The sequence below is a fragment of the Klenkia terrae genome, assembly GCF_037083865.1.
Lineage (GTDB): Bacteria > Actinomycetota > Actinomycetes > Mycobacteriales > Geodermatophilaceae > Klenkia > Klenkia terrae.
Genome location: NZ_JBAPLV010000021.1, coordinates 20,953 through 43,626 on the forward strand (window position 1 = coordinate 20,953; position 22,674 = coordinate 43,626).

25 protein-coding genes are annotated in these 22,674 nt (G+C 74.3%); 12 read left to right on the plus strand and 13 right to left on the minus strand.

Going from position 1 to position 22,674, the window contains the following annotated elements; all coding sequences use genetic code 11:
• Position 1: 1 nt before the first annotated feature.
• Positions 2 to 1,264, minus strand: coding sequence for a class I SAM-dependent RNA methyltransferase (locus tag UXQ13_RS17375; RefSeq protein WP_336392602.1), 1,263 nt, complete (start codon positions 1,262 to 1,264; stop codon positions 2 to 4).
• Positions 1,257 to 3,296 (minus strand): APC family permease, encoded by a 2,040-nt coding sequence (locus UXQ13_RS17380; RefSeq protein WP_336392603.1) that lies wholly within the window; start codon positions 3,294 to 3,296, stop codon positions 1,257 to 1,259. The genes UXQ13_RS17375 and UXQ13_RS17380 overlap by 8 nt, the downstream gene beginning before the upstream one ends.
• 122 nt (positions 3,297 to 3,418) lie before the next feature.
• Between UXQ13_RS17380 and UXQ13_RS17385 the strand changes: the two genes are divergently transcribed.
• Positions 3,419 to 4,087 carry a potassium channel family protein gene (locus tag UXQ13_RS17385; protein ID WP_225235350.1) on the plus strand — a complete coding sequence of 223 codons (669 nt, stop codon included), beginning with the start codon at positions 3,419 to 3,421 and terminating at the stop codon, positions 4,085 to 4,087.
• Positions 4,087 to 4,752, plus strand: coding sequence for a potassium channel family protein (locus tag UXQ13_RS17390; protein ID WP_225235349.1), 666 nt, complete (start codon positions 4,087 to 4,089; stop codon positions 4,750 to 4,752). The genes UXQ13_RS17385 and UXQ13_RS17390 overlap by 1 nt, the downstream gene beginning before the upstream one ends.
• Here UXQ13_RS17390 and UXQ13_RS17395 read toward each other — a convergent pair.
• From UXQ13_RS17395 to UXQ13_RS17420, 6 genes are read right to left on the minus strand one after another with little or no spacing between them, the layout of a single operon-like run.
• The gene (locus UXQ13_RS17395) at positions 4,749 to 5,522 is read right to left on the minus strand and encodes a DUF3159 domain-containing protein (protein WP_336392604.1); all 774 of its coding nucleotides are present in this window, start codon (positions 5,520 to 5,522) and stop codon (positions 4,749 to 4,751) included. The genes UXQ13_RS17390 and UXQ13_RS17395 overlap by 4 nt on opposite strands.
• On the minus strand, positions 5,519 to 5,896 hold the full coding sequence (locus UXQ13_RS17400) for an OB-fold nucleic acid binding domain-containing protein (protein WP_225235347.1): 378 nt from the start codon (positions 5,894 to 5,896) through the stop codon (positions 5,519 to 5,521). The genes UXQ13_RS17395 and UXQ13_RS17400 overlap by 4 nt, the downstream gene beginning before the upstream one ends.
• Positions 5,893 to 6,603, minus strand: a complete 711-nt coding sequence (locus UXQ13_RS17405) for a DUF3710 domain-containing protein (protein ID WP_336392605.1) — start codon at positions 6,601 to 6,603, stop codon at positions 5,893 to 5,895. Before UXQ13_RS17405 ends, UXQ13_RS17400 begins: the two co-directional genes overlap by 4 nt.
• A gap of 1 nt (position 6,604) precedes the next feature.
• Positions 6,605 to 7,090, minus strand: a complete 486-nt coding sequence (dut, locus tag UXQ13_RS17410; RefSeq protein ID WP_225235345.1) for a dUTP diphosphatase — start codon at positions 7,088 to 7,090, stop codon at positions 6,605 to 6,607.
• A 9-nt stretch (positions 7,091 to 7,099) separates the two neighbouring features.
• Positions 7,100 to 7,969, minus strand: a complete 870-nt coding sequence (locus UXQ13_RS17415) for a hypothetical protein (protein ID WP_336392606.1) — start codon at positions 7,967 to 7,969, stop codon at positions 7,100 to 7,102.
• Between the two features lies 1 nt (position 7,970).
• The gene (locus UXQ13_RS17420; RefSeq protein ID WP_225235343.1) at positions 7,971 to 8,270 is read right to left on the minus strand and encodes a DUF4193 domain-containing protein; all 300 of its coding nucleotides are present in this window, start codon (positions 8,268 to 8,270) and stop codon (positions 7,971 to 7,973) included.
• 269 nt (positions 8,271 to 8,539) lie between these two features.
• Between UXQ13_RS17420 and UXQ13_RS17425 the strand changes: the two genes are divergently transcribed.
• Both UXQ13_RS17425 and UXQ13_RS17430 read left to right on the plus strand, forming a co-directional pair.
• Positions 8,540 to 9,586: a phosphotransferase family protein gene (locus tag UXQ13_RS17425; RefSeq protein WP_225235342.1), complete on the plus strand. Its 1,047-nt coding sequence runs from the start codon at positions 8,540 to 8,542 to the stop codon at positions 9,584 to 9,586.
• A gap of 58 nt (positions 9,587 to 9,644) precedes the next feature.
• Positions 9,645 to 10,181: a LytR C-terminal domain-containing protein gene (locus UXQ13_RS17430; protein ID WP_336392607.1), complete on the plus strand. Its 537-nt coding sequence runs from the start codon at positions 9,645 to 9,647 to the stop codon at positions 10,179 to 10,181.
• Here the strand turns inward: UXQ13_RS17430 and UXQ13_RS17435 are convergent.
• Positions 10,178 to 11,014: an inositol monophosphatase family protein gene (locus tag UXQ13_RS17435; protein WP_336392608.1), complete on the minus strand. Its 837-nt coding sequence runs from the start codon at positions 11,012 to 11,014 to the stop codon at positions 10,178 to 10,180. The two genes, UXQ13_RS17430 and UXQ13_RS17435, sit on opposite strands and share 4 nt — an antisense overlap.
• Before the next feature lie 52 nt (positions 11,015 to 11,066).
• On the opposite strand from UXQ13_RS17435, the gene ppgK reads away from it, so the two are divergent.
• The 5 genes from ppgK to UXQ13_RS17460 all read left to right on the plus strand — a co-directional run bounded on the left by ppgK (position 11,067) and on the right by UXQ13_RS17460 (position 17,714).
• Positions 11,067 to 11,810, plus strand: coding sequence for a polyphosphate--glucose phosphotransferase (gene ppgK, locus UXQ13_RS17440; protein WP_225235340.1), 744 nt, complete (start codon positions 11,067 to 11,069; stop codon positions 11,808 to 11,810).
• 134 nt (positions 11,811 to 11,944) lie between these two features.
• The gene (locus UXQ13_RS17445; RefSeq protein ID WP_336392609.1) at positions 11,945 to 13,222 is read left to right on the plus strand and encodes an RNA polymerase sigma factor; all 1,278 of its coding nucleotides are present in this window, start codon (positions 11,945 to 11,947) and stop codon (positions 13,220 to 13,222) included.
• 301 nt (positions 13,223 to 13,523) lie between these two features.
• Complete coding sequence (locus tag UXQ13_RS17450; RefSeq protein ID WP_225231750.1) at positions 13,524 to 13,739, plus strand: DUF7455 domain-containing protein; 216 nt, start codon at positions 13,524 to 13,526, stop codon at positions 13,737 to 13,739.
• Positions 13,740 to 13,884: 145 nt separating this feature from the next.
• Positions 13,885 to 16,509, plus strand: a complete 2,625-nt coding sequence (locus UXQ13_RS17455; protein ID WP_336392610.1) for a VanW family protein — start codon at positions 13,885 to 13,887, stop codon at positions 16,507 to 16,509.
• 56 nt (positions 16,510 to 16,565) lie between these two features.
• Entirely contained in the window at positions 16,566 to 17,714 is a 1,149-nt protein-coding gene (locus UXQ13_RS17460) for a YihY/virulence factor BrkB family protein (protein ID WP_336392611.1), read from the plus strand.
• Position 17,715: 1 nt separating this feature from the next.
• Here UXQ13_RS17460 and UXQ13_RS17465 read toward each other — a convergent pair whose 3' ends face one another.
• From UXQ13_RS17465 to UXQ13_RS17480, 4 genes are read right to left on the minus strand one after another with little or no spacing between them, the layout of a single operon-like run.
• Positions 17,716 to 17,940 carry a DUF3039 domain-containing protein gene (locus UXQ13_RS17465; protein WP_091249592.1) on the minus strand — a complete coding sequence of 75 codons (225 nt, stop codon included), beginning with the start codon at positions 17,938 to 17,940 and terminating at the stop codon, positions 17,716 to 17,718.
• Positions 17,937 to 18,278 carry a DUF3099 domain-containing protein gene (locus tag UXQ13_RS17470; protein ID WP_336392612.1) on the minus strand — a complete coding sequence of 114 codons (342 nt, stop codon included), beginning with the start codon at positions 18,276 to 18,278 and terminating at the stop codon, positions 17,937 to 17,939. Before UXQ13_RS17470 ends, UXQ13_RS17465 begins: the two co-directional genes overlap by 4 nt.
• A 58-nt stretch (positions 18,279 to 18,336) precedes the next feature.
• A complete protein-coding gene (locus UXQ13_RS17475) occupies positions 18,337 to 18,921 on the minus strand; it encodes an HhH-GPD-type base excision DNA repair protein (RefSeq protein ID WP_336392613.1) in 585 nt (194 codons plus the stop codon).
• 23 nt (positions 18,922 to 18,944) lie between these two features.
• The gene (locus tag UXQ13_RS17480) at positions 18,945 to 20,069 is read right to left on the minus strand and encodes an aromatic acid exporter family protein (protein ID WP_225235336.1); all 1,125 of its coding nucleotides are present in this window, start codon (positions 20,067 to 20,069) and stop codon (positions 18,945 to 18,947) included.
• 183 nt (positions 20,070 to 20,252) lie between these two features.
• On the opposite strand from UXQ13_RS17480, the gene dtd reads away from it, so the two are divergent.
• The 3 genes from dtd (at position 20,253) to UXQ13_RS17495 (ending at position 22,674) form a co-directional block, all read left to right on the plus strand.
• Positions 20,253 to 20,693, plus strand: a complete 441-nt coding sequence (dtd, locus tag UXQ13_RS17485; RefSeq protein ID WP_225235335.1) for a D-aminoacyl-tRNA deacylase — start codon at positions 20,253 to 20,255, stop codon at positions 20,691 to 20,693.
• 257 nt (positions 20,694 to 20,950) lie between these two features.
• The gene (gene sigB / locus UXQ13_RS17490) at positions 20,951 to 21,934 is read left to right on the plus strand and encodes an RNA polymerase sigma factor SigB (protein ID WP_318250035.1); all 984 of its coding nucleotides are present in this window, start codon (positions 20,951 to 20,953) and stop codon (positions 21,932 to 21,934) included.
• Between the two features lie 62 nt (positions 21,935 to 21,996).
• Positions 21,997 to 22,674, plus strand: coding sequence for a hypothetical protein (locus tag UXQ13_RS17495; protein WP_225235334.1), 678 nt, complete (start codon positions 21,997 to 21,999; stop codon positions 22,672 to 22,674).

Here is a 22,674-nt window from a genome sequence, read left to right on the forward strand (position 1 = left end):
GTCAGCCGGCCGCCGGCTCCAGCAGCGCCACGCACTCCACGTGCGCGGTCATCGGGAAGGCGTCGTAGGCCCGCAGGCCGGTCAGCCGCCAGCCGGCCTCGGCGAACACCGCGACGTCGCGGGCCAGCGAGGCCGGGTCGCACGCCACGTAGACCACCGCGCGGGCCCGGGTGTCGGCCAGCACGGCGCTGACCTCGCGGCCGGCACCGGACCGGGGCGGGTCGAGCACGACGACGTCGGGCGGGCCGTCGAGCTCGGCCAGCAGGTCGGTGAGGCCCTCGGCGTCCACGTCGCCCTGCCAGACCTCGGCCTGCGGCAGGTCCGACAGGTTGTCCGAGGCGGCGGCGCAGGCACCGGCGTCGGACTCCACGCAGATCACCTGGCCGTCGGGACCGACCCCGGGGGCCAGCGAGCCGCCGAACAGCCCCGCGCCGGCGTACAGGTCCAACACCCGCTCCCCGGGCCGGACGCCGGCGAACCCGGCGACCGCCCCGACCAGCGCGTCCGCGGCCGCGGGGTGGACCTGCCAGAAGCCGGTGCCCTCGACCTGCCAGTCCCGGTGCCAGGCCTTCCGCTCGGCCCGCGAGCCGGTGGCCGCCGACGACGCGGCCCCGGTGGGCCGGACGACGCGGGTGGACTGCGGGTGCCCGCGGCGGTCCAGGGTCGTGGTGGTCACCCCGCCCACCGAGTCGACGGCCACGTCGACGGCGCCCGCGCCGTCCCACCGCCGGCCCAGCACGGCCTCGACGGCCGGCTCGACGGTGATCGGGCAGTCGTCGAGGACGACGACCTCGCGGGAGCGGTGCGGCCGCAGCCCGGGGCGGCCGGCGCGGTCCACGGCGAACCGGGCCCGGGAGCGCCAGCGCAGCGGCCCGCCGGGCAGCTCCTCGACGTCCAGGGACACGTCCATGCCGGCCAGCCGGGCGAACTGCTCGGTGACCACGTCGCCCTTGAGCCGCCGCTGGGCCTCGGGCGCCACGTGCTGCCAGTCGCAGCCGCCGCACTTCCCGGGGCCGGAGTAGGGGCAGGGCCGCTCGACCCGGTCCGGGGAGGCGTCGAGCACCTCGACGGCGTCCGCGCGGCAGTAGCCGGGGTGCCGGTCCTCGGTGACGGCGACGACCACCCGCTCGCCGGGCAGCGCGTGCCGGACGAAGACCACCCGGCCCTCGTGCCGGGCGACGCAGTGCCCACCGTGCGCGACCGGCCCGACGGTGACCTCGAAGCGGTCCCCCAGCCAGGTCGGGGCGTCGGGCCGGTCAGCCACGCGGTCCGTCCGCCGGGTTGTCCGCGAACCCCCGGCGCAGGTCGCCCGGGGCAACCCCGCCGTCCAGGCGCCGCAGGTCCTCCTCGCGGTCGCGGGAGCCCTCCAGCTGCCAGGGCACGGTGGTGATCATGACGCCGGGCTGGAACTGCAACCGGGCGCGCAGCCGCAGCGCGCTCTGGTTGTGCAGCACGTTCTCGAACCAGTGCCCGACCACGTACTGCGGGATGAAGACGACGACCAGCTCGCGCGGGCTGTCCCGGCGGATGTCCTTGACGAAGTCCAGGACCGGCCGGGTGATCTCCCGGTAAGGCGAGTCCAGGACCGTCAGCGGCACCGGGATGTCGTAGCGCTCCCAGTCCGCCTGCAGCGCCCGGGTGTCGGCCTCGTCCACGTTGACCGTGAGCGCCGTCAGCTGGTCCGGGCGGGTGGCCCGGGCGAACGCCAGCGCCCGCAGCGTGGGCTTGTGCACCTTGTTCACCAGCACGACCGCGTGCACCTTCGAGGGCAGCGTCCGGGAGTCACCGCTGGGCACCAGCTGGTCGGCGACCTGGCTGTAGTGCCGGTTGATCTGACGCATCAGCAGGTAGATGAACGGCATCGCGACGATGACGATCCAGGCGCCGCGGGTGAACTTCGTGAGCACGATGATCACCAGCACGATCGTGGTGATCGACCCGCCGAGGGTGTTGATGACCTGGGCCCGCCGCATCCGGGAGCGCTCGGCGCCCTCGACGGTCTTCATCTCCCGGTTCCAGTGCCGGACCATGCCCCACTGGCCGATCGAGAAGCTGGTGAACACCCCGACGATGTAGAGCTGGATCAGCCGTGTGGAGTCGGCCTGGAAGGCCACGATCATCACCACGGCGAAGCCGGACAGCAGCAGGATGCCGTTGCTGTAGACCAGCTTGTCCCCGCGGGTGTGCAGCTGCTTGGGCATGAACCGGTCCTGGGCGAGCACCGAGCCCAGCAGCGGGAAGCCGTTGAAGGCGGTGTTGGCGGCCAGGATGAGCACCAGCGCGGTGGCCGCCTGGATGTAGAAGAACCCGACCGAGGTGTCGCCGCCGAACACGGCGCTGGCGACCTGGGCGATGACCGTGCGCTGCGGTTCTGTCTCGCAGTCGGTGAAGCCCTCCAGGTCGCAGGGGAACTCGGCGTACTTGACCCCGGCGAACAGCGCGAGCGCGGTGACGCCGGCGAACATGGCGGCCGCGATCCCGCCCATCAGCGCCAGCGTGGTGGCCGCGTTCTTCGACTTCGGCGGCCGGAAGGCCGGCACGCCGTTGGCGATGGCCTCCACCCCGGTCAGCGCGGTGCAGCCCGACGCGAAGGCGCGCAGCACGAAGAACAGCAGGGCGACGCCGGCCAGGTTGTCGTAGCCGGGCTCGGGCGTGATCGTGTACGACGCGCTCTCGGCGACCAGCGAGGCGTCGGTGAAGAAGTACTTGACGAGACCGGTGACGACCATCACCAGGATGCCGGCCACGAACAGGTACGTGGGGACGGCGAAGCTCTTGCCCGACTCCCGCAGCCCGCGCAGGTTCGCCGCGGCCAGGAACGCCACCAGCGCGACGGCGATGAGCACGCGGTGCTCCGCCAGCGCCGGGAACGCCGAGATGATGTTGTCGGTGCCCGAGCTGACCGACACCGCGACGGTCATCACGTAGTCGGTGAGCAGCGCGCTGGCCACCACCAGCGAGGCGAACCGGCCGTGGTTCTTGGCCGCCACCTCGTAGTCCCCGCCGCCGGAGGGGTAGGCGTGCACCACCTGGCGGTAGGACAGCACCACCACGACCAGCAGGACGACGACGGCGACGGCCAGCCACGGGGCCAGGAACAGGAACGCCGTCCCGGCCAGGGTCAGCACGATGAGGATCTCCTGGGTGGCGTAGGCCACCGAGGAGAGCGGGTCGCTGGCGAAGATCGGCAGCGCCAGGCGCTTGGGGAGCAGCGACTCCCCCGCCTTGTCGCTGCGGACCGGACGGCCGAGGACGAGGCGTTTGGGGAGTTGCCCGAGGTCGGACAGGGTGGGCACGCGGCGATGGTACGGACGGTGCATGTGCACGCGGCCCCGCCCGTGTCATGTCGCCGGTGTAGCTTCGCGCGCTGTACGGCCCGGCGGTCCGCGCCGGCCGGCAGGACCTGCGGGGAGTGCACGTGCACGTGGTCGTCATGGGCTGCGGCCGCGTCGGTTCGGCCATCGCGCGGCGGCTGGAGGAGATCGGGCACAGCGTCGCGGTCATCGACCAGAACGCCGAGGCCTTCCGCCGGCTGGGTCCCGAGTTCAACGGCCGCCAGGTCACCGGGCTGGGGTTCGACCGGCAGACGCTGCTGGACGCCGGCATCGACTCCGCCGGCGCCTTCGCCGCGGTGAGCAGCGGCGACAACTCCAACATCATCAGCGCCCGGGTCGCCCGGGAGACCTTCGGCGTCGAGCACGTCGTCGCCCGGATCTACGACTCGAAGCGGGCCGAGGTCTACGAGCGGATGGGCATCCCCAGCGTCGCCACCGTGCCGTGGACGGTCAGCCGGCTCATGCGCGAGCTGCTCAGCGTCAAGGTCACCGAGATCTGGCGCGAGCCCACCGGCAAGGTGCTGCTCATGCGGGTCACCGTCACCGACGGCTGGGTGGGCCGGCCGCTGGCGGACCTGGAGAAGGCGTCGGGCGCCCGCGCCGCGTGGCTGGTGCGCTTCGGCGAGGCCCAGCTGCCGCGGCCCAGCACCGTGCTGCAGACCGGGGACCACCTGGTGGTGGCCGCCACCGACGAGATCGCCGTCGCCGTGCACGACGCGGTGGAGAACGCACCTGTGGGAGGGCAGCACTGATGCGCGTGGCCATCGTGGGTGCCGGCGCCGTCGGCCGCTCCATCGCCGGGGAGCTGCTGGGCAACGGCCACGCCGTCATGCTCATCGAGAAGAACGCGGCCAAGGTGCGCGCCAAGGCCGTGCCCGGCGCCGAGTGGGTGCAGGCCGACGCGTGCGAGGTGACCGCCCTGGAGGAGGCCGACCTGGCCACCTGCGACGTGGTGATCGCCGCGACCGGTGACGACAAGGCCAACCTGGTCGTCTCGCTGCTGGCCAAGACCGAGTTCGCGGTGAACCGGGTGGTCGCCCGGGTCAAGGACCCGCGCAACGAGTGGCTCTACACCGACGCCTGGGGGGTCGACGTCGCCGTGTCCACGCCCCGGGTGCTCGCCGCCCTGGTCGAGGAGGCCGTCACCGTCGGCGACGTCGTCCGGCTGATGAGCTTCCGCAAGGGCGCCGCCAACCTGACCGAGATCACCCTGGCCGAGGACACCCCGTGGGTGGGCCGGCCGCTGCGCGACGTGCCGCTGCCCCGGGAGACCGTGCTGACCGCCATCCTGCGCGGCGAGCGGGTCATCACCCCGACCCCCGACGAGCCCCTCGAGGCCGGCGACGAGCTGCTGTTCATCATGCACGGGGACGTCGAGGAGGACCTCCAGGAGGTCCTCTCCGGGAAGCGCTCCTAGGGCGTCTCGGCGGCGCGGTGGCGGTGCAGGCGGGCGACCGCCCACAGCGTGACCACCAGCGCCGCCCCGGTCACCGGCAGACCCAGGACCAGCGACGAGGTGCCCAGCAGGGCCACCTCGTCGCGCCAGTACAGGAACCCCTGCACCACGGCGCGCACCACGAAGGTGGCCGCCCACAGCAGGGTCAGCCAGGTGTAGACCCGCATGACCCGCCGGTCGGTGCGCCAGTGCCGCTCGGGTGCGGCGTCGGGCTGCTTCTCCACCGGCGCGTCGTCCTGCGCACGGTCCTCGGCACGCACCTCGGCCACCCGCTCGCGGGCGCGGGACCGCAGCGAGCCCTTGAGGCTGTGGCCGACCATGGAGCCCAGGTGGCTCGGGGCCAGGAACTCCGCGGCCACGCCGACCAGCGGCCAGCGCACCAACGCCGAGCCCAGCAGCACCACGCCGAGGCCGGCGTTGCGGATCAGGCCGACCACGAAGAAGTCGCGGGCCTCCCCCGACGCCCGTGCGATGGCCACCGCGATGGCCACGCCGATCAGCCCGCTGACGGCCTGCTGCAGGCTCTCCTTGCGCAGCAGCCGCAGGGCGAAGACCAGCAGGGCCGTGCCCAGCGCGGCCCAGATGCCGACGGTGAGCCCGCCGAAGCCGTTGGCCACCACGAAGGCGATGGTCGGCAGCGACACGTCGACCATGCCGCGCCAGCCCCCGAGGGAGTCCAGCACCAGGTCGCGGTCGAACGCCGTGGGCTTGCGCCCGGCGGGACGGGTCACCCGGCGCCCAGCTCGTACCAGGGGTTGTAGATGACCTTGCGGCCCTCGAAGGAGGCGAACCGGCCGCGGGCGGTGAGGGTGCGGCCGGGCTCGATGCCCGGGATGCGCCGGCGTCCCAGCCAGACCAGCGTCACCGAGCCGGAGCCGTCGAACAGCTCGGCCTCCAGCGTGGGGACGGTCTCGCGGGGGGTGTAGACGACCGACCGGAGCCGGCCGGTCACCGCGACGACCTTGCCCTTCTGGCAGCTGCCGACCGGCTCGCAGCCGGCGCTGGCGACGTCGGACTGCAGTTCCTGCGCGTCGATCGTCGCGTCGTCGGCGGTCAGCTTGGCCAGCGTCTTGGACAGCCAGCCCTTGGGACGTGTCTCGGTCACGACCCCAGCGTAGGACCGTTGCGGTCCTTCGCCGCGGCCTGCTGGGCGGCGACCTGCTGGGCGGCCTGGGCCGGCAGCGTCATCGGCAGCTGCTCGCGCACCGGCATCGGCTCGGCGCCCCGGGCCACCACGATGCTGCGGAAGGCCGACTCCAGCGCCGCCCCGGCCTCGGGGCTCTCGGCCGCGGGACCGCTGATCATGCCGCGCAGGAACCACCGCGGGCCGTCGACGCCGACGAACCGGGCGGCCCGGCGGACCGGAGGGGCGGGCGTGGTCTGCCCCGGCTGCGGCGGCGGGCTGGCCGTGATGAACCCGGCGAGCTCGGTCCCGAAGGTGCCCTCGCGCTCGGACAGCGAGCCGCCCTGGCCGCTGGCGCTGGTCGCCAGGTCGCCCCGCACGCTCTCCCAGATGCCGCCGGCCCGCGGTGCGGCGAACGCCGACACCTGCAGCAGGGAGTCCCCGGCGCGCAGGCTCGCCCCGATCACCTTCTGCTGGGCGTTGACGTCGACCCGCAGCTCCATGCCGGGGACGGCGGGGATGCGCAGCGACCCCAGGTCGACGCGGGGCACGCCGTCCTCGGGCGCGTCGGCGGCGTCCCAGGGGCCGGTGGTCTCCTCGCGGTCCCGCTCGCGCACCTGCGGCTCGGGCGGGACGCCCCGCTCCCGCACGCTGCGCTCGATCCGGTTGCGCCGTCGTCCGAACGGCATCTCAGGCCTGCCCCTCTGTCGTGGTGGTGGTCGGCCCGTCGGGGCCGTGCCCACCGGTGGATCCGTGCCCCGCGGTGCCGCGGGTGCTGGCGGGCAGGTCGGCCACCGGGGCGAAGACCACCTGCACGACCGGCTGCACGACCAGCTGGGCCACCCGGTCGCCGCGGCGGAGCCGGATGGTCGTCACCGGGTCGGTGTTCACCAGGTTGACCTTGATCTCGCCGCGGTAGCCCGCGTCGATGGTGCCCGGGGCGTTGACCATGCCCAGGCCGAGCCGGTGGGCCAGCCCGGAGCGGGGGTGCACGAACCCGGCATACCCCTCCGGGATCGCCACCGCCACCCCGGTGCCGACCAGCGCCCGCTGGTGCGGGGCCAGCTCGACGTCCTCGGTGACCACGAGGTCAGCACCGGCGTCCCCGGGCAGCGCGTACGCGGGGAGGACGGCGCCCTGCGCCAGGGTGACCGGGATCTCCAGCGGGTTCGGCACGGGGCGAGGCTAGCCCCGGCCGGGGGCGCGGAGACCGGTGGCACGGAGGTCGGCGAGCACGGCCTCGGCGAGCTGGCCGGTGGCCTTGCGGTTGCTGCGCGCGGCGAGACCGGCGCCCAGCAGCAGCGGCGCGGCCGAGGACACGTTGCGGGCCAGCCGGCGGGTCACCCGGCGGCGCAGCGCGTTGACCCCGGCGCTGCCCAGGGTGGCGATCAGCCCGCCGCCGCCGGGACCGGACTCCACGGCGCGCTGCCGGGTCCAGCTGGTCAGGTAGGCACCGGCCCGGGCCCGGGCGTCGCCCTCGGCGGGCCGGCCGTACAGCTCGTGCAGCTCGCCGATGAGGACCACCTCGACGGCGGCCACCAGCACCGTCTCGGCCCCGAGCTCCAGCGGCAGCGCGACCATCGACGGCGGGGCGAACCACTGCGCGGCGGTCAGCCCGCCGGTGGCCGCCCCGATGCCCGCGGTGATCCGGGCGTACCGGGTGACCAGGGCGTCGGCGATCGCGACCTCGTCCTGCCCCGGGTGCGCGGCCCGCAGGCGGGCGCCGTCCCGGATCGGCAGCCGGGGGGCCGCGGCGTGCAGCAGGTCGGTGAGCACCGTGCCCGGGTGCCAGCCCGAACCCGCCCCGGGATCCCGGTCGGTCCCCTCCTCGGTGCCGCGTGCCCCGCGGGCGGCGGTGCCGACCGCCGTGACGACGTCGCGCAGCACCGCCCCGGCCCGGCCGCCCTTGCCCGCCGGCTCCTCGCCGTCGGGCCGGTCACCCAGCAACCCGCCCACCGCGTCGGCGACCGACCGCGCGGCCCGCGCCAGCGGTCCGGTGGTCGGCTCCGGCTCGACGGGGCGGGGCGGCGGGACGTCCCGCGGCGGCAGGGTCACCTCAGGCGCAGTCGCGGCAGATCAGCCGGTCGCCCTTGGTGCTGGCCAGCCGGCTGCGGTGGTGGACCAGGAAGCAGCTGGAGCAGGTGAACTCGTCCTCCTGCTTGGGCAGCACCCGGACGGTGAGCTCCTCGTTGGACAGGTCCGCCCCGGGCAGCTCGAGCGCCTCGTTGAAGTCGGTCTCGTCGACGTCGACGGACGAGGACTGCGCCTCGGCCCGTCGTGCCTTGAGCTCCTCGAGCGAGTCCTCGCCGAGCTCGTCGGACTCGTTGCGTCGTGGGGCGTCGTAGTCGGTGGCCATGGTGTGCCCCTCTTCCTTCGTCGTCCGGGCCCTCGGCCCGGGGTGCTGTGTGCCGCCGTCCCGGCCACCGTGGTCTGGGGCCGTCCTGGACGGGTCCCTGCGGTCGGTGCCGCGGGGACTCCGGCAGGGCCCCCAACGTGGCGGACCCCGGGTTTGTGCCCGGACCGGCGACCGTCACACACCGCGGCCGGACCGAACCGGTGAGTGCTGCCGCACAGCCCTGGCGCAGGGGTGTCCGGGGCAGGGGCGGCAGAGGTTACCCTGCGCCGATGACCGCCACCGTGGGTGCTGATCCAGGGGTCGTCGGCCCCTACCTGGCCACCGTCCTCGACGACGACCGGTGGCGCGAGGTGGACGTCGACCTCATCGCCGCGGGCATGTCCAACCTGACCTACGTGGTGACCCCCCGGGGCGGCCGGCCCGAGGACGCGGTGATCCTCCGCCGACCGCCGACCGGGGCCGTGCTGGCCACCGCGCACGACATGGTCCGCGAGCACAAGGTGATCAGCGGCCTGGCCGGGACACCGGTCCCGGTGCCGCGCACCCTGCACCTGTGCACCGACGAGGCGGTGCTGGGCGCCCCCTTCTACGTGATGGAGCGGGTGGTCGGCGTGCACGTGGTGGACGAGCTGCCCGCCGGCTACGCCGACACCGAGGCCGAGCGCCGGGCGCTGGGCGACGGGCTGGTCGACGTCCTCGCCGACCTGCACACCGTGGACGCCGCCGCGGTGGGCCTGGGCGACTTCGGCCGGCCCGAGGGCTTCCTGGCCCGCCAGGTGCGCCGCTGGACCACGCAGTGGGAGGCGACCCGGGACACCGACCGGCCCGGCCTGGACGCCCTCGCCGCCCGGCTGGCGGCCACCGTGCCGACCACCGCGCGCAGCGGCATCGTGCACGGGGACTACCGGATGGACAACTGCCTGCTGGACCCCGACGTCCCGGGTCGGGTGCGCGCGGTCCTGGACTGGGAGATGTCCACCCTCGGCGACCCGCTGACCGACCTGGGCATGCTCTTCGTCTACTGGCCCGAGGCCGGCGAGGAGCGCGGCGTGGCCCTGTCGGCGGTCACCGCGCTGCCGGGCTTCCCCACCCGGGCGCAGGTCGCGCAGCGGTACGCCGAGCGCACCGGCACCGACCTGGGCGACCTGTCCTGGTACGTCGGGTTCGCCTACTTCAAGTTCGCCGCGATCCTGGCCGGCATCGTCGCCCGGTCGGCCGCCGGCGCGATGGCCGGCAAGGACAGCACCGGCTACGCGGACAAGATCGGTCCGTGCGTCGAGCTGGGACGCGCCGCGCTCGAGGACGGTGCGGTCTGACCCCGGCGACCGCCACTAGGCTCCCGGCTGCCCCCGTCCCTCCCCGAGTGGAGCGCAGTTGAGCGAGACCAGCGACCGGCGACCGCCGCGCACCAAGCGGGACCGACGGCCGATGATCCCGGTGATCCTGCTGCTGGTGCTGGCCCTCGCCGCGCTCGGCGTGTGGTGGAACGTCTTCCGGGACGCCGAGGCCATGGCCCAGGACACCGCCGCCGCCTGCAGCACCGCCGCGGAGGCACCGCCGTCGCTGGACCCGACCACCGTCGAGCTGCGGGTGCTCAACGCCACCGACACCGCCGGGCTGGCCCAGACCGTGGCCACCACGCTGCAGTCGCGCGGGTTCGTGGTCACCGAGATCGCCAACGACCCGAGCGGCCGCGACGTCACCGGGGTGGGCGAGCTCCGGTTCGGCGCCCGCGGGGCCTCCACGGCCAACTACGTCGGGCTGTACCTGCCCGGGGCCACGGACTACCCGGACACCCGCACCACCGCGGTAGTCGACGTCGTGATCGGCCCGGAGTACGCCGACCTGGCCACCCAGGACCAGGTCGCCGCCGCCCTCGGCGCCGAGGTGAGCGCCTCCGCCGCCTGCTAGCCCTCCTGCTCGTGCGCCGAGCGGACCAGGTCAAGGAACGGCCCGGCCACCGTCGGCGCCGCGGCCAGCACCAACGGGTCACCGGCCCCGAAGCCGGTGAGCACCTCGACCTGCAGGCCAGCCTCGGCGGCCACCAGGTCGGCGGCCAGGTGGTCCCACGGCTTGAGGTCCAGCTGGAAGTAGGCGTCCACCCGGCCCGCGGCGGCCAGGCAGATCTCCACCGCTGCCGAGCCCCAGCGCCGCACGTCCCGGACCTCGGGCAGCACCCGGGCCAGCACCCGGCCCTGCCGGGCGCGGATGTCCCGGTCGTAGGCGAACCCGGTGGCCACCAGGGTGTGCTCCAGGTCCACCGGCGCCGAGCAGCGCAGCTCGGTCCGGACGCCGTCGCGCAGCACCCAGGCACCACCGCCGCGCACGGCGGCGAAGGTCTCCCCGGTGGGGACGTCGGCAACCACGCCCACCTCGACGACGCCGTCCACCTCGGCGGCGATGCAGACGGCGTAGGAGCCCAGCCCGTAGAGGAAGTTCACGGTGCCGTCGATCGGGTCCACCACCCAGCGCACCCCGCTGGTGCCGGTCCGGGAGGCGCCCTCCTCGCCGAGCACGCCGTCGTCCGGGCGGGCGCCGAGCAGCCGGTCGACCACCAACCGCTCGCTGGCCTTGTCCACGGCGGTCACCACGTCGACCGCGGTGGTCTTGCTCTGCACGTCGTCGGCGGCCCCGGCCGCGCCGGCGGCGACCAGCGCGGCCGCCTCCCCGGCGGTGGCGAGGGCGAGGGCCAGCAGCTCGTCGACGAGGGACGCGGGGGCACCGGGTGCGGGGGTGGCGGTCACCCGGGTGATCCTGCCGGTGCCGCTGCGGGGACCGACCGCATACCCTGCCCGCGTGCAGGGCTTCGGAGTGGACGTCGGCGGCAGCGGCATCAAGGGATGCCTGGTGGACCTCGATCGGGGTGAGCTCATCGGGGAACGGGTCCGGATCCCCACCCCGCAGCCGGCGTTGCCGGACGCGGTGTGCGACGTGATCGGCGAGGTCGTCGGCCAGTTCGGCTACGAGGGACGGGTCGGGGTGACCTACCCCGGCGTCATGAAGAGCGGCGTGGCCTACACCGCCGCCAACATGGACGCCTCGTGGATCGGCACCGACATGGCCGCCTCGGTCGAGAGCCGGATCCCCGGCACCGTGCAGACCCTCAACGACGCCGACGCCGCGGGCCTCGCCGAGATGGCCTACGGCGCCGGCAAGGGCCAGCGCGGCCTGGTGCTGATGCTGACCTTCGGCACCGGCATCGGCAGCGCGCTGTTCATCGACGGCCACCTGGTGCCCAACACCGAGCTGGGCCACATCGAGGTCGACGGCAAGGACGGCGAGAAGGCCGCCTCGGCCGCCGCCCGCGAGCGCGAGGACCTCTCCTACCCCGACTGGGCCAAGCGGGTCGACCGGTACCTGGACACCCTCGAGCGGGGCATCTGGCCCGACCTGATCGTGGTCGGCGGCGGGGTCAGCAAGAAGGCGCACAAGTGGGTGCCGCTGCTGTCCACCCGCACCCGGGTGGTGCCCGCCGAGCTGCTCAACGACGCCGGCATCGTGGGTGCCGCGCTGGCCGCCGAGCAGCGCATCGGGCAGTAGCCGGCGCACCGCCCCGCTTCCGGGGCGGTGCCGTGCCGGATACCCGGGGAGCCGGGGGTGACCGTCGCTACACTGACGGGGCTCCCCTCCGCCACCGGCCCGGGGGACGCGACGCTGCACGGGAAGGAACTCGAGTGCCCGCTGTCAAGCCCACCGCCGAGGTCGCCGAGGCCGGCGCCCGCACCCCCGCGCCCCGCACCGCCGCGGGCAAGCGCCCCACCCGGAGCAAGCCGACCATCACGCCCTCCCCCGGCCAGGAGGCCCCCGCCGGGGCCGTGCTCACCGCCGTGGGCGCCGAGGGCGCGACCGTCGCCGTCGTGGCCGGCGGGACCGGGCTGGTGCTCGACGAGAGCGCCGTCGTCGGCACCGACGGACCGGCCGAGGCCATCGAGGCCGACGACACCGCCACCGGGCCGGGCACCGAGTTCGAGTGGGACGACGAGGAGGAGTCCGAGGCGCTCCGCAAGGCCCGCAAGGACGCCGAGCTCACCGCCTCGGCCGACTCGGTCCGCGCCTACCTCAAGCAGATCGGCAAGGTCGCGCTGCTCACCGCCGAGGAGGAGGTCGACCTCGCCAAGCGGATCGAGGCCGGGCTCTACGGCTCCGAGCGGCTGCGCTCGGTCGAGGAGCGGGGCACCAAGCTCACCCCGAGCATGCGCCGCGACCTCAACTGGATCGTCCGGGACGGCGAGCGCGCCAAGAACCACCTGCTGGAGGCCAACCTGCGCCTGGTGGTCTCGCTGGCCAAGCGCTACACCGGCCGCGGCATGGCGTTCCTGGACCTGATCCAGGAGGGCAACCTGGGCCTGATCCGTGCGGTCGAGAAGTTCGACTACACCAAGGGCTACAAGTTCTCGACCTACGCCACCTGGTGGATCCGCCAGGCGATCACCCGCGCGATGGCCGACCAGGCCCGCACCATCCGCATCCCGGTGCACATGGTCGAGGTCATCAACAAGCTCGGCCGCATCCAGCGCGAGCTGCTCCAGGACCTGGGCCGCGAGCCCACGCCGGAGGAGCTGGCCAAGGAGATGGACATCACCCCGGACAAGGTGCTGGAGATCCAGCAGTACGCCCGGGAGCCGATCAGCCTCGACCAGAACATCGGCGACGAGGGCGACAGCCAGCTCGGCGACTTCATCGAGGACTCCGAGGCCGTCGTGGCCGTCGACGCGGTCAGCTTCACCCTGATGCAGGACCAGCTCAGCACCGTGCTGCAGACGCTGTCCGAGCGCGAGGCCGGCGTCGTCCGCCTGCGGTTCGGGCTCACCGACGGTCAGCCCCGCACGCTGGACGAGATCGGCCAGGTCTACGGCGTGACCCGCGAGCGGATCCGCCAGATCGAGTCCAAGACGATGAGCAAGCTCCGGCATCCGTCCCGGTCCCAGGTCCTCCGCGACTACCTCGACTGACCTGTCCCGGGGGGGGTGTCGTGCGGGTCACGGGCTCATCACTCCGGGGCGGAGGAGGATTGGCGGCGGCACCGTGCGGGCATCAGTTGTAGCGTGGGAGCTGTCAAGAGAGCAGCGGTTCCACGTTCCACGATCCATCCAGTGCGATCCCTGCTCACCCGCTCCACCCCAGGTCCACGAACCACTCGGCGCGTCGAGGGGCAACTGGACCGGATCGGGAACACCGGGGGTCATCCTGGCGCTGTGCAGGAGGCCGATCCGCGAACGCGGGTCCGTGCGGTAGAGAGCGAGTGATGACCAGATGACCCAGACCCTGACTACGAGCCCTTCCACCGATGACCTGGTCGTTCCCTTCCACTGCGACCGTTGCGGTGCGCTGGCCAAGGTCCGGGTCGTGCTCGCCAGCGGCGCCGACCTCGTGTTCTGCGGGCACCACGCCCGCGAGTACGACGCCAAGCTCCGCGACATCGCCGTCGACATCATCGACACCGGTAGCGAGCAGCCCGCCCACGCCTGACCGAGACGTTATCGTCGCGGCAAGCGACGGTCCGAACACATGACGCCGCCGCCGGCGCCGGATCCCCCACGGGATCCGGTGTCCGGCGGCGTCGTAGTGCCGGGGGCCCGTCACCCGCCGGACGGACAGCGAGCGTGAAGCACCGATGAGCGACGAGACCCCCCGCCCCGACGCGGAGGACACCCGACCTCAGGGTCCGGTCCAGGACGACGGCCCCGCCGTCGGCGACCGCACCGAACGGCTGCAGCCCGACGGCACCATCGGCGCCGGCCGTCCGACCGCCCCCGACTCGGTGACCCGGCCGCCGGCCCCCGGCTGGGGCGGGCAGGCGCCGCGCCCGGTCGCCGTCGTGCCGCCGGGCCAGCCGCTCCCGCTCAACCCGCGCCGCCGCGTCAACGACGACCCGCCGACCGGCGAGGCGCCGGCGGTCGAGACCCCCGCGGCCGACGAGACCCCCGCCGACGAGACCCCCGCAGCGGTCGAGGACGCCACCGCCGAGGACACCGTCGCCGCCCAGGCTCCCCAGGACGTCGCCGACGAGGCCCCCACCGGCAAGCTCCCCACCGTGCGGGACGACGTCCCGCCGCCCGCCGCGGCCGCCCCGCCGGCTCCGCCGGTCCCGCCCGCTGCTCCCCCGGTCGACGAGCGCGCCGTGGATGAAGCCGCGGACGAACCCGCCGACGCCGCCGACGACCCCTCTGACCTCGAGCAGACCGCCGTCGTCCCCGTCGCGGTGGTCCCCGCCGACCTGTTCGACGAGCCGCGCGGACCCGCGCCCGCCGACGTAGAACCCGCCGAGCAGCAGCCGGCCGACGAGCCCGCCGCACCCGAGACCGCGGCCCTGCCCCCCGTCGACGACACCTGGACCGACGCCGAGACCCGCGTCGACGACCTGCCTCCCGACGACCGCGCCGAGCCCGTGACGGCACCCACCGCGGACACCCACCCCGGCCCGACGGTCAGCGCGACGGAGCAGCCCACCCGCAGCCGCTGGCGCCGTCCGGCCGTCCTGGTGCCCGCCGGGCTGCTGCTGGTGCTGGGCGTCGCCTACGGCGCCGACCTGCTGGTGGCCGGCGACGACGTCCCCCGCAACACCGTGGTGGCCGGCGTGGACATCGGGGGCCTGTCCCCCAGCGCCGCCGCGACCGCGCTGTCCGACCAGCTCGCCCCGCGGGTCACCGCCGACCACGTGCTGGTCGCCGACGACGTCCAGGGCGTGCTGTCCCCCGCGACCGCCGGCATCACCCTGGACGTCGACGGCACCGTGCAGGCCGCCTCCGGGCAGCCGCTGAACCCGTGGACGCGGCTGGTGTCCCTGTTCGGCGAGCGCGAGGTCGAACCGGTCATCACCGGCGACGAGACCGCGCTGACCGCCCAGCTCGACGCGTTCGCCGAGACCGTCGACCGCGCCCCCGCCGACGCCGGCATCACCGTCGAGGGCACCACCGCCACCGTCGTCCCCCCGGTGACCGGTCGCCAGCTCGACCGCACGGCCGCCGCCGACGCCGTGACCGAGGCCCTGGCCTCCGGCGGGGACCCGGAGACCCCGATCGAGCTGCCGGTCGACACCGTCGACGTCCAGGTGGACGAGGCGGCCGCCCAGCAGGCGCTGGACGACGTGGTCACCCCGGCGCTGGCCGCCCCGGTCACCGTGACCGGCGACGACGGCACGACCGCCGAGCTGGACCCCGAGGGCATCGCCGGCGCGCTGGTGTTCGCCGCCGGCGACGGCGGCGCCCTGGACGTCAGCCTGGACCCGGGCGCACTGCAGACAGCGCTCGGCGACCAGCTCGGCGACTTCGGCACCCCGGCCGAGGACGCCCGGTTCGAGGTCACCGGCGACTCCATCGCCGTCGTCCCCTCCGTGGACGGCACCGGCGTCGACCCGAACGCGCTCGCCGCATCCCTGCTGCCGGTGCTGCAGCAGCCGGCGCCCCGCGAGGTCACCGCCAGCCTGGGCGCCGTGCCGGCGGACTTCACCACCGACGAGGCGAACGCGCTGGGGATCGTGGAGCAGGTCAGCTCGTTCACCACGAACTTCACCAGCGGTGCCAGCGGCACCAACATCCGCGTGGTCGCCGAGTTCGTCGACGGCGCCGTCGTGCTCCCCGGCGAGACGTTCAGCCTCAACGGCTACACCGGTCCGCGCGGCGAGGCCGAGGGCTACGTGCCGGCCGGTGTGATCAACAACGGCGAGTTCACCCAGGCCGTGGGCGGCGGCATCAGCCAGTTCGCCACCACGATGTTCAACGCGGTCTTCTTCGCCGGCCTCGAGGACGTCTACCACAAGCCGCACAGCTACTACATCAGCCGCTACCCGGCCGGCCGCGAGGCCACCGTCTACTACGACTCGATCGACCTGCAGTGGCGCAACGACAGCCCGACCGGCATCTACGTGCAGACCGAGTGGGTGGCCGGCGGCTCGATCACGGTGACCTTCTGGGGCACCGAGCGCTACGAGATCGAATCGGTCAGCAGCGACCGGTACAACGTCCGGACGCCGGTCGTGCAGGAGAAGCCCGACGACGGCAGCTGCAACCCGCAGGGCGGCGCGAACGGCTTCGACATCACCGTCACCCGCATCTTCGAGGACCCGGTCAGCGGCGCCCAGATCAGCACGGAGGACTTCCAGACCCGGTACGCGGCCGAGCCGGTGATCCGCTGCGTGCCGGTGGAGGCCCCGGCCCCGTCGGGCACCGCGCCGGGTGCCCCGGCCCAGCCGACCGGTCGCCGTCCGTCCCGGGTGGGTCGGCCCTGGCGGGCCGCCTGACCCGTTCGGGTGGGCGTGTCGACACGCCGGGCCCAGCGCTCCTGCACACTGGCCTGGTGGCGACCGTCCTGCCCTCGGGCTCCCCGGCACCGGCCGGTGACCTGACAGGGGACGGCGGGGCCTCCGGCGACGACGACCCGACCAGGGACGACGAACCCGCCGGCCCTGCGGGCACCGCCGTCCCGGTGGCCGACGACGACCCCGCCCGGGACGTCGACCCGCCCGAGCCGCACCGCGGCTGGCGCCCCGGCCAGGTCGTGGCCCGGCTGCCGACCGTGCTCCGGGTGCCGATGCAGGTGCTCGGCCGGACCCTGGCCAAGGCGTGGCAGGACCGCATCCTCGGGTTGTCGGCCGAGGCGTCGTTCTGGCAGGTGCTGTCGGTCCCGCCCCTGCTGATCGGGTTGCTGGGGTCGCTGGGCTACCTGGGCTCGTTCATCGGGCAGGAGTCGGTCACCGAGATCGAGGACCGGCTCGTGCAGCTGGCGTCGGAGGGCCTGACCGACACCGTCGTCGAGACGCTGGTGCAGCCCACCCTGACCGACATCCTGGGCTCCGGGCGGCTGGACGTGGTCAGCCTGGGCTTCCTGCTGTCGCTGTGGGCCGGGTCCTCGGCGACCGCGACGTTCATGAACACCACGGTCATCGCCTACGACCAGCGCGACGTGCGCGGCCCGATCCGCACCCGGTTGATGGCCCTGGGCCTGTTCGTGGTGGCGCTGGTGATCGCGGTGCTGTCGCTGCCCCTGCTGGTGCTGGGCCGGACGTCCCTGGTCGCGCTGCTGCCCGAGGGCATCCAGGGGACCGCGACCGTGCTGGTCAACGCCGTCTACTGGCCCCTGGTGCTGGTCATGCTGGTCCTGGCGCTGACGAGCTTCTACCACGTGACGCTGCCCCGCCGGCTGCCGTGGCTGCGGCACCTGCTGGGTGCGGCCTTCGCGGCGGCGTTCTTCCTGACCGCGGCGCTGCTGCTGCGCTCCTACGTGGCCGACGTGCTCACCACCGCGCTGCCCTACGGTGCGCTGGCCGCCCCGATCGCCGCCCTGCTGTTCTGCTTCTTCCTGGGCATGGCGATCCTGCTGGGCGCCGAGCTCAACGCCACCGTCGAGGCCCGCTGGCCGGCCGCCCAGCGCCGGCACGACCGCCGCCGTCGCCGCCGCCGCGCCGCCAAGATCGAGCTCGAGGCCCGCAAGCTCGGGCTGCGCTAGCTCACTTCTTCAGCTGGGCGTAGACCTCTTTGCAGGGCTCGCAGACCGGGCTGCCCGGCTTGGGGCTCTTGGTCACCGGGAAGACCTCGCCGCACAGGGCCTCGACCATCGTGCCCATGACGGCGCTCTCGGCGATCTGGTTCTTCTTGACGTAGTGGAAGACCTCCGGCGGCTGCGAGGTGGTGTCTTCGCGGACGTCCGGGCGTTCCAGGGTCTCGGTGCTCACGCGTCCGAGTCTATGACCCGCCCACTGGCGGCCCGGCTCTCCAGGATCCGGTCCGGGGCGGGCACCTGGTACCGGTTGACGGCGAGCTTCTTCTTCGGCGGCCGGTCGTTGGCCATGACCACGGCGACCCACGGCAGCACGGTGCCCAGGACGGCGAACACGGCCATCAGCCAGACGGTCTGGTAGAACGCCGCAGCCAGCAGCAGGCTCACCATGCGGATCAGCATGGTCACCACGTAGCGCTTCTTCCGCGCGGCGTGCTGGTCCCCGAGGCTGGGTTGCGCCTCGGTGATCAGCACCGGCTCGTTGCGGGGGGATGGCTCCCGGCTCGACGTCACCCCCGCCATGGTGCCACCGTCCGGACAGCGGGGGGCGGTCGTGGACGGAAATACCGTTTCAGCTGCTGGAGCTCGCTTTGGCGGCCGCCTTGGCCTGCTGCTTGAAGGCCCGGACCTCGGCCAGGCTGGTGGGGTCCACGACGTCGGCGACCGAGCGGCGGGCGCCGTCCGTGCCGTAGTCGCCGGCCGCCTCGCGCCAGCCGGACGGCGTCACGCCGTACTGCTTGCCCAGCAGCGCGACGAGGATCTTCGCCTTCTGCGCGCCGAACCCCGGCAGCTCGCCGACCCGGCGCAGCAGGGTCGCGCCGTCCGGGACGTCGGCCCACAGCTGCTCGGCCCGGCCGTCGTAGCGCTCCACCAGCAGCCGGCACACCGCCTGGGCGCGCTCGGCCATCGAGCCGGGGTACCGGTGGACGGCGGGCGGGCCGGTGAACGCCTCCTTCAGCGCCGCGGGGTCGGCGTCCGCGATGGCCTGGGCCGACAGCGTCTGCACCCCGAGCCGCTGGGCCAGCAGGGCCGGCCCGGCGAACGCGCGCTCCATCGGGAACTGCTGGTCCAGCAGCATCCCGAGCACGAGGGCGAGCGGGTCCCGGCCGAGCAGGTCGTCGGCGGCGGGGTCCTGGGCGATGCGGATCTGCGGCACGCCGGCAGTCTGCCGCACCTCCGTCAGGCGGTGGGCCGATCGGGCCCGCCCGGGGCCAGGGCGTGCAACGACCGGCGCACCGTGGTCAGCACGCTGCCGGCGACGAACAGGTCGTGGCCGGTGCGCTCCCGCTCGGCCCGGAGCTCCCGGGCCAGGTCGTCGACGGCGTCCTGCGCGCTGCGCGCCTGCTCGCGGTCGTCGTCGCGGTCATCGGTCCGGTCGTCGGTCCGGTCGTCGGTCCGGTCGTCGGTCCGCACCACGCCGGCCAGCGCCGCCAACGCGGTCGCGGTGGTCGGCCGCAGCCGGGGGCCGAGGGCGACGTCGTCCCACCCCGCCGCCGCCGTCTCGTGCTCGCGCAGCAGCTCGACCAGGTCCACCACGAGGAACGCGAGGCTCTCCAGGGCCCTGGCCCGTCGGTAGAGCCGGTCGGCGGCGCCGGCGTACCACCGGGCCCGACGGTTGCCCCGGCGTCCCTGGTCGGCGAGGGCGACGGCGTCCCTCATCCGGGACAGCACCGGGTCGACCGACCGCATGCGGGCCCGCCACCCTGCCTCGTCCGGCGGCGACGCCCGGCGCAGGGCGTCGACCAGGTCCTCGAGCTGGTCGGCCAGCAGGTCGCGCAACCGGTCGAGCTCCGCCTGGGCCGGGACCATCGGCAGCGGCGGGAAGGCGGCGGTGACCGCGAGCCCCACGAGTGCGCCGAGCAGGGTCAGCCCGGCGTAGCCGGCCACGTAGCCCACCGGGTCGGCGTCCCCGATGATCAGGGTGAACAGGGCCGAGGTCGGCACCCAGGTGCCCGACGTCCCGAGCGCGGACCACCCGGCCAGCGCGACGCCGGCCGCGACGACGACCGCGATGGTCACCGCGTTCGGGTAGCTGAACCCGTCCACCACCAGGGCGACGGCGGCACAGAGGCCGGTCGCCCCGACCGTCTGGGTCGCCTCCCGCACCGACCGGGCCAGGGTCGCCGACGTGGCGACCACCGCACCGAGCGGGGCGTAGTAGGGGTAGTCCCCCGCCGCACCCGGGACCAGCTGGACGAGCGCCCAGGCCAGCGAGGCGGCCACCGCCGCCTTGACCACCATGCCCCACCGGGGGTGCCTGACCCAGGCCCGCACCACCGAACCCGGCAGACCGTCCGCTGCCACCGACCCATCCTCCCGGTCGGCGGGGAGACCGGCAGCCCCGCGTCGGGCTCGGACATCATCGTGTGCCTGCAGGCCGGGGTGGCCGAGCAGGTGGGCACCGAGGAGTCGCCCCGGGAGGTGGGCACCCCGATCGCCACCGCCCGGCCCCGGTCCGTCGGCTGACCGTCGGGCACGATCGGCGGCATGCGCGCAGTCGTCAGCCGGGTCGCCAGCGCCTCGGTGACCGTCGAGGGTGCCGTCGTCGGCGAGATCGGCGCCGGGCTGCTCGCCTTGGTGGGGGTCGCCCGCACCGACGTCGAGGACGGCGCCGCCCGAGCCCGCGAGCTGGCCCGCAAGGTGCACGAGCTGCGGATCTTCCCCGGCGAGGACGGCGAGCGCTCCGCCGCCGACCTCGGCCTGCCGGTGCTGGTGGTCAGCCAGTTCACGCTGCACGGCGACACCCGCAAGGGCCGGCGTCCCTCCTGGACCGCCGCCGCGCCGGGTCCCGACGCCGAGCCCCTGGTGGACGCGGTCGTGGCCGAGCTGCGGGCCCGCGGTGCGGTCGTCGCCACCGGCGTCTTCGGGGCGTCCATGCAGGTCGCGTCGGTCAACGACGGCCCGTTCACCCTGCTGCTGGAGACCTGAGCAGGAGATCTCGGCCACACCGCGGCGGGCAACGGCGCCCGGACGGGGTATCGGAACCTGCACGTGGCCTGTGAGACGGAACGGTCAGGAACACCAGGGGCGGTCCCGTCCGTTGTGCAGGACGTACCACACGGGACGACGGATCCCGCGGAGGGGCGACCGGCGATCCCGGACCTCCTCCGGCACCGAAGACGCCCGGGTGACGGCCAGCACGACCGGCGGCCATCCGACCCCAGAGGCAAGGACGAAGACACATCGTGACGCTGACGCAGTCCTCCCCCACCGACACCCTGAGCGTGCGCGCCCCGCGCCGCACGCCCGACACCAGCGGCCTGGTGTCCACGGACCTGGTCCGCGTCTACCTCAACACCATCGGCAAGACACCGCTGCTCACCGCCGAGCAGGAGGTCGACCTCGCCAAGCGCATCGAGGCCGGGCTCTACGCCGGCCGGCTGCTGGCCGAGAAGAAGCTGACCCCGGCGGTGAAGCGCGACTACACGCTGCTGGCCGCCGACGGCAAGGCCGCCAAGCAGCACCTGCTGGAGGCCAACCTCCGCCTCGTCGTGTCGGTCGCCAAGCGCTACACCGGCCACGGCATGACGTTCCTGGACCTCATCCAGGAGGGCAACGTCGGCCTGATCCGCGCGGTCGAGAAGTTCGACTACGCCAAGGGCTTCAAGTTCTCCACCTACGCGACGTGGTGGATCCGGCAGGCGATCACCCGGGCCATGGCCGACAGCGGCCGCACGATCCGGCTGCCCGTCCACCTGGCCGAGCAGGTCAACAAGGTGGTCCGCACCCGCCGCCGGATGCACCAGGAGCTCGAGCGCGAGCCCACCGCCGAGGAGCTCGGCCTGGAGCTCGACCTCACCGAGGAGCGGGTCGTCGAGCTGCTGGAGTACAGCCGCGACCTGGTCTCCCTCGACCAGACCGTCGGCGCCGACGAGGACTCCCGCCTGGGTGACTTCATCGAGGACTCCGACGCGGCCGTCGCCGAGGACGCCGTCGCCTTCCAGATGATGAAGGGCGACGTCCGCACGGTGCTGGGCACCCTGGAGGACCGCGAGCGCGACGTGGTCATCATGCGGTTCGGCCTGGACGGCGAGCAGCCCCGCACGCTGGAGCAGATCGGCAAGCGCTTCGGCCTCTCCCGCGAGCGGGTCCGCCAGATCGAGCGCGAGACGATGAGCAAGCTGCGCGCGCCCGACCGGGCCGACGCCCTGCGCGACTACCTCGCGTGAGCCGTGCCGAGACCCCCGACCTGCCGCCCGGCGGGTCGGGGGTCTCGTCGCGTCCCGGCAGGATGACCGCCGTGGTCGATGCCGCCCGCCCCGCCTGGTTGCGCCGCACGCCGGGTGAGCACCGGTGGCCGGCCACCCTCGCGCTCGTCGCCACCATCGCGCTGCCGGTGCTGCTGCCCGACCGGCTGGCCCCCCAGCTCGGCCTGGTGCTGCCCGCGGCCCAGCTGCTCGTGCTGGCCGGGCTGGTCGTGGCCAACCCGCTGCGGATCGACCGGGAGTCCGCCGTGCTGCGGCTGCTGTCGCTGGGGCTGCTGGGCCTGATCGTGCTGTCCACCGGGTGGTCGGCGGTGCTGCTCGTCCGGGAGCTGGTCTCGGGCCGGGACGTCGCCGCGACCACCCTGCTGGCCGCCGGTGCCGGCATCTGGCTGACCACGGTGCTGACCTTCGCGCTGGTCTTCTGGGAGCTGGACCGGGGCGGGCCGGCCGCCCGGGCCGCCGGCACCCACGAGCACCCCGACCTGGTGTTCGCCCAGATGCAGACCCCGGGGCTGGCCCCCGCCGACTGGGAACCCCGGTTCGGCGACTACCTCTACCTGGCCTTCACCAACGCCACCGCGTTCAGCCCGACCGACGTCCTGCCCCTGACCCACAAGGCCAAGGCGGCGATGGCCGCGGAGTCGACGATCACGCTGGTCGTCGTGCTGCTCGTGCTGGCCCGGGCGGTCAACGTGCTGGGCTGA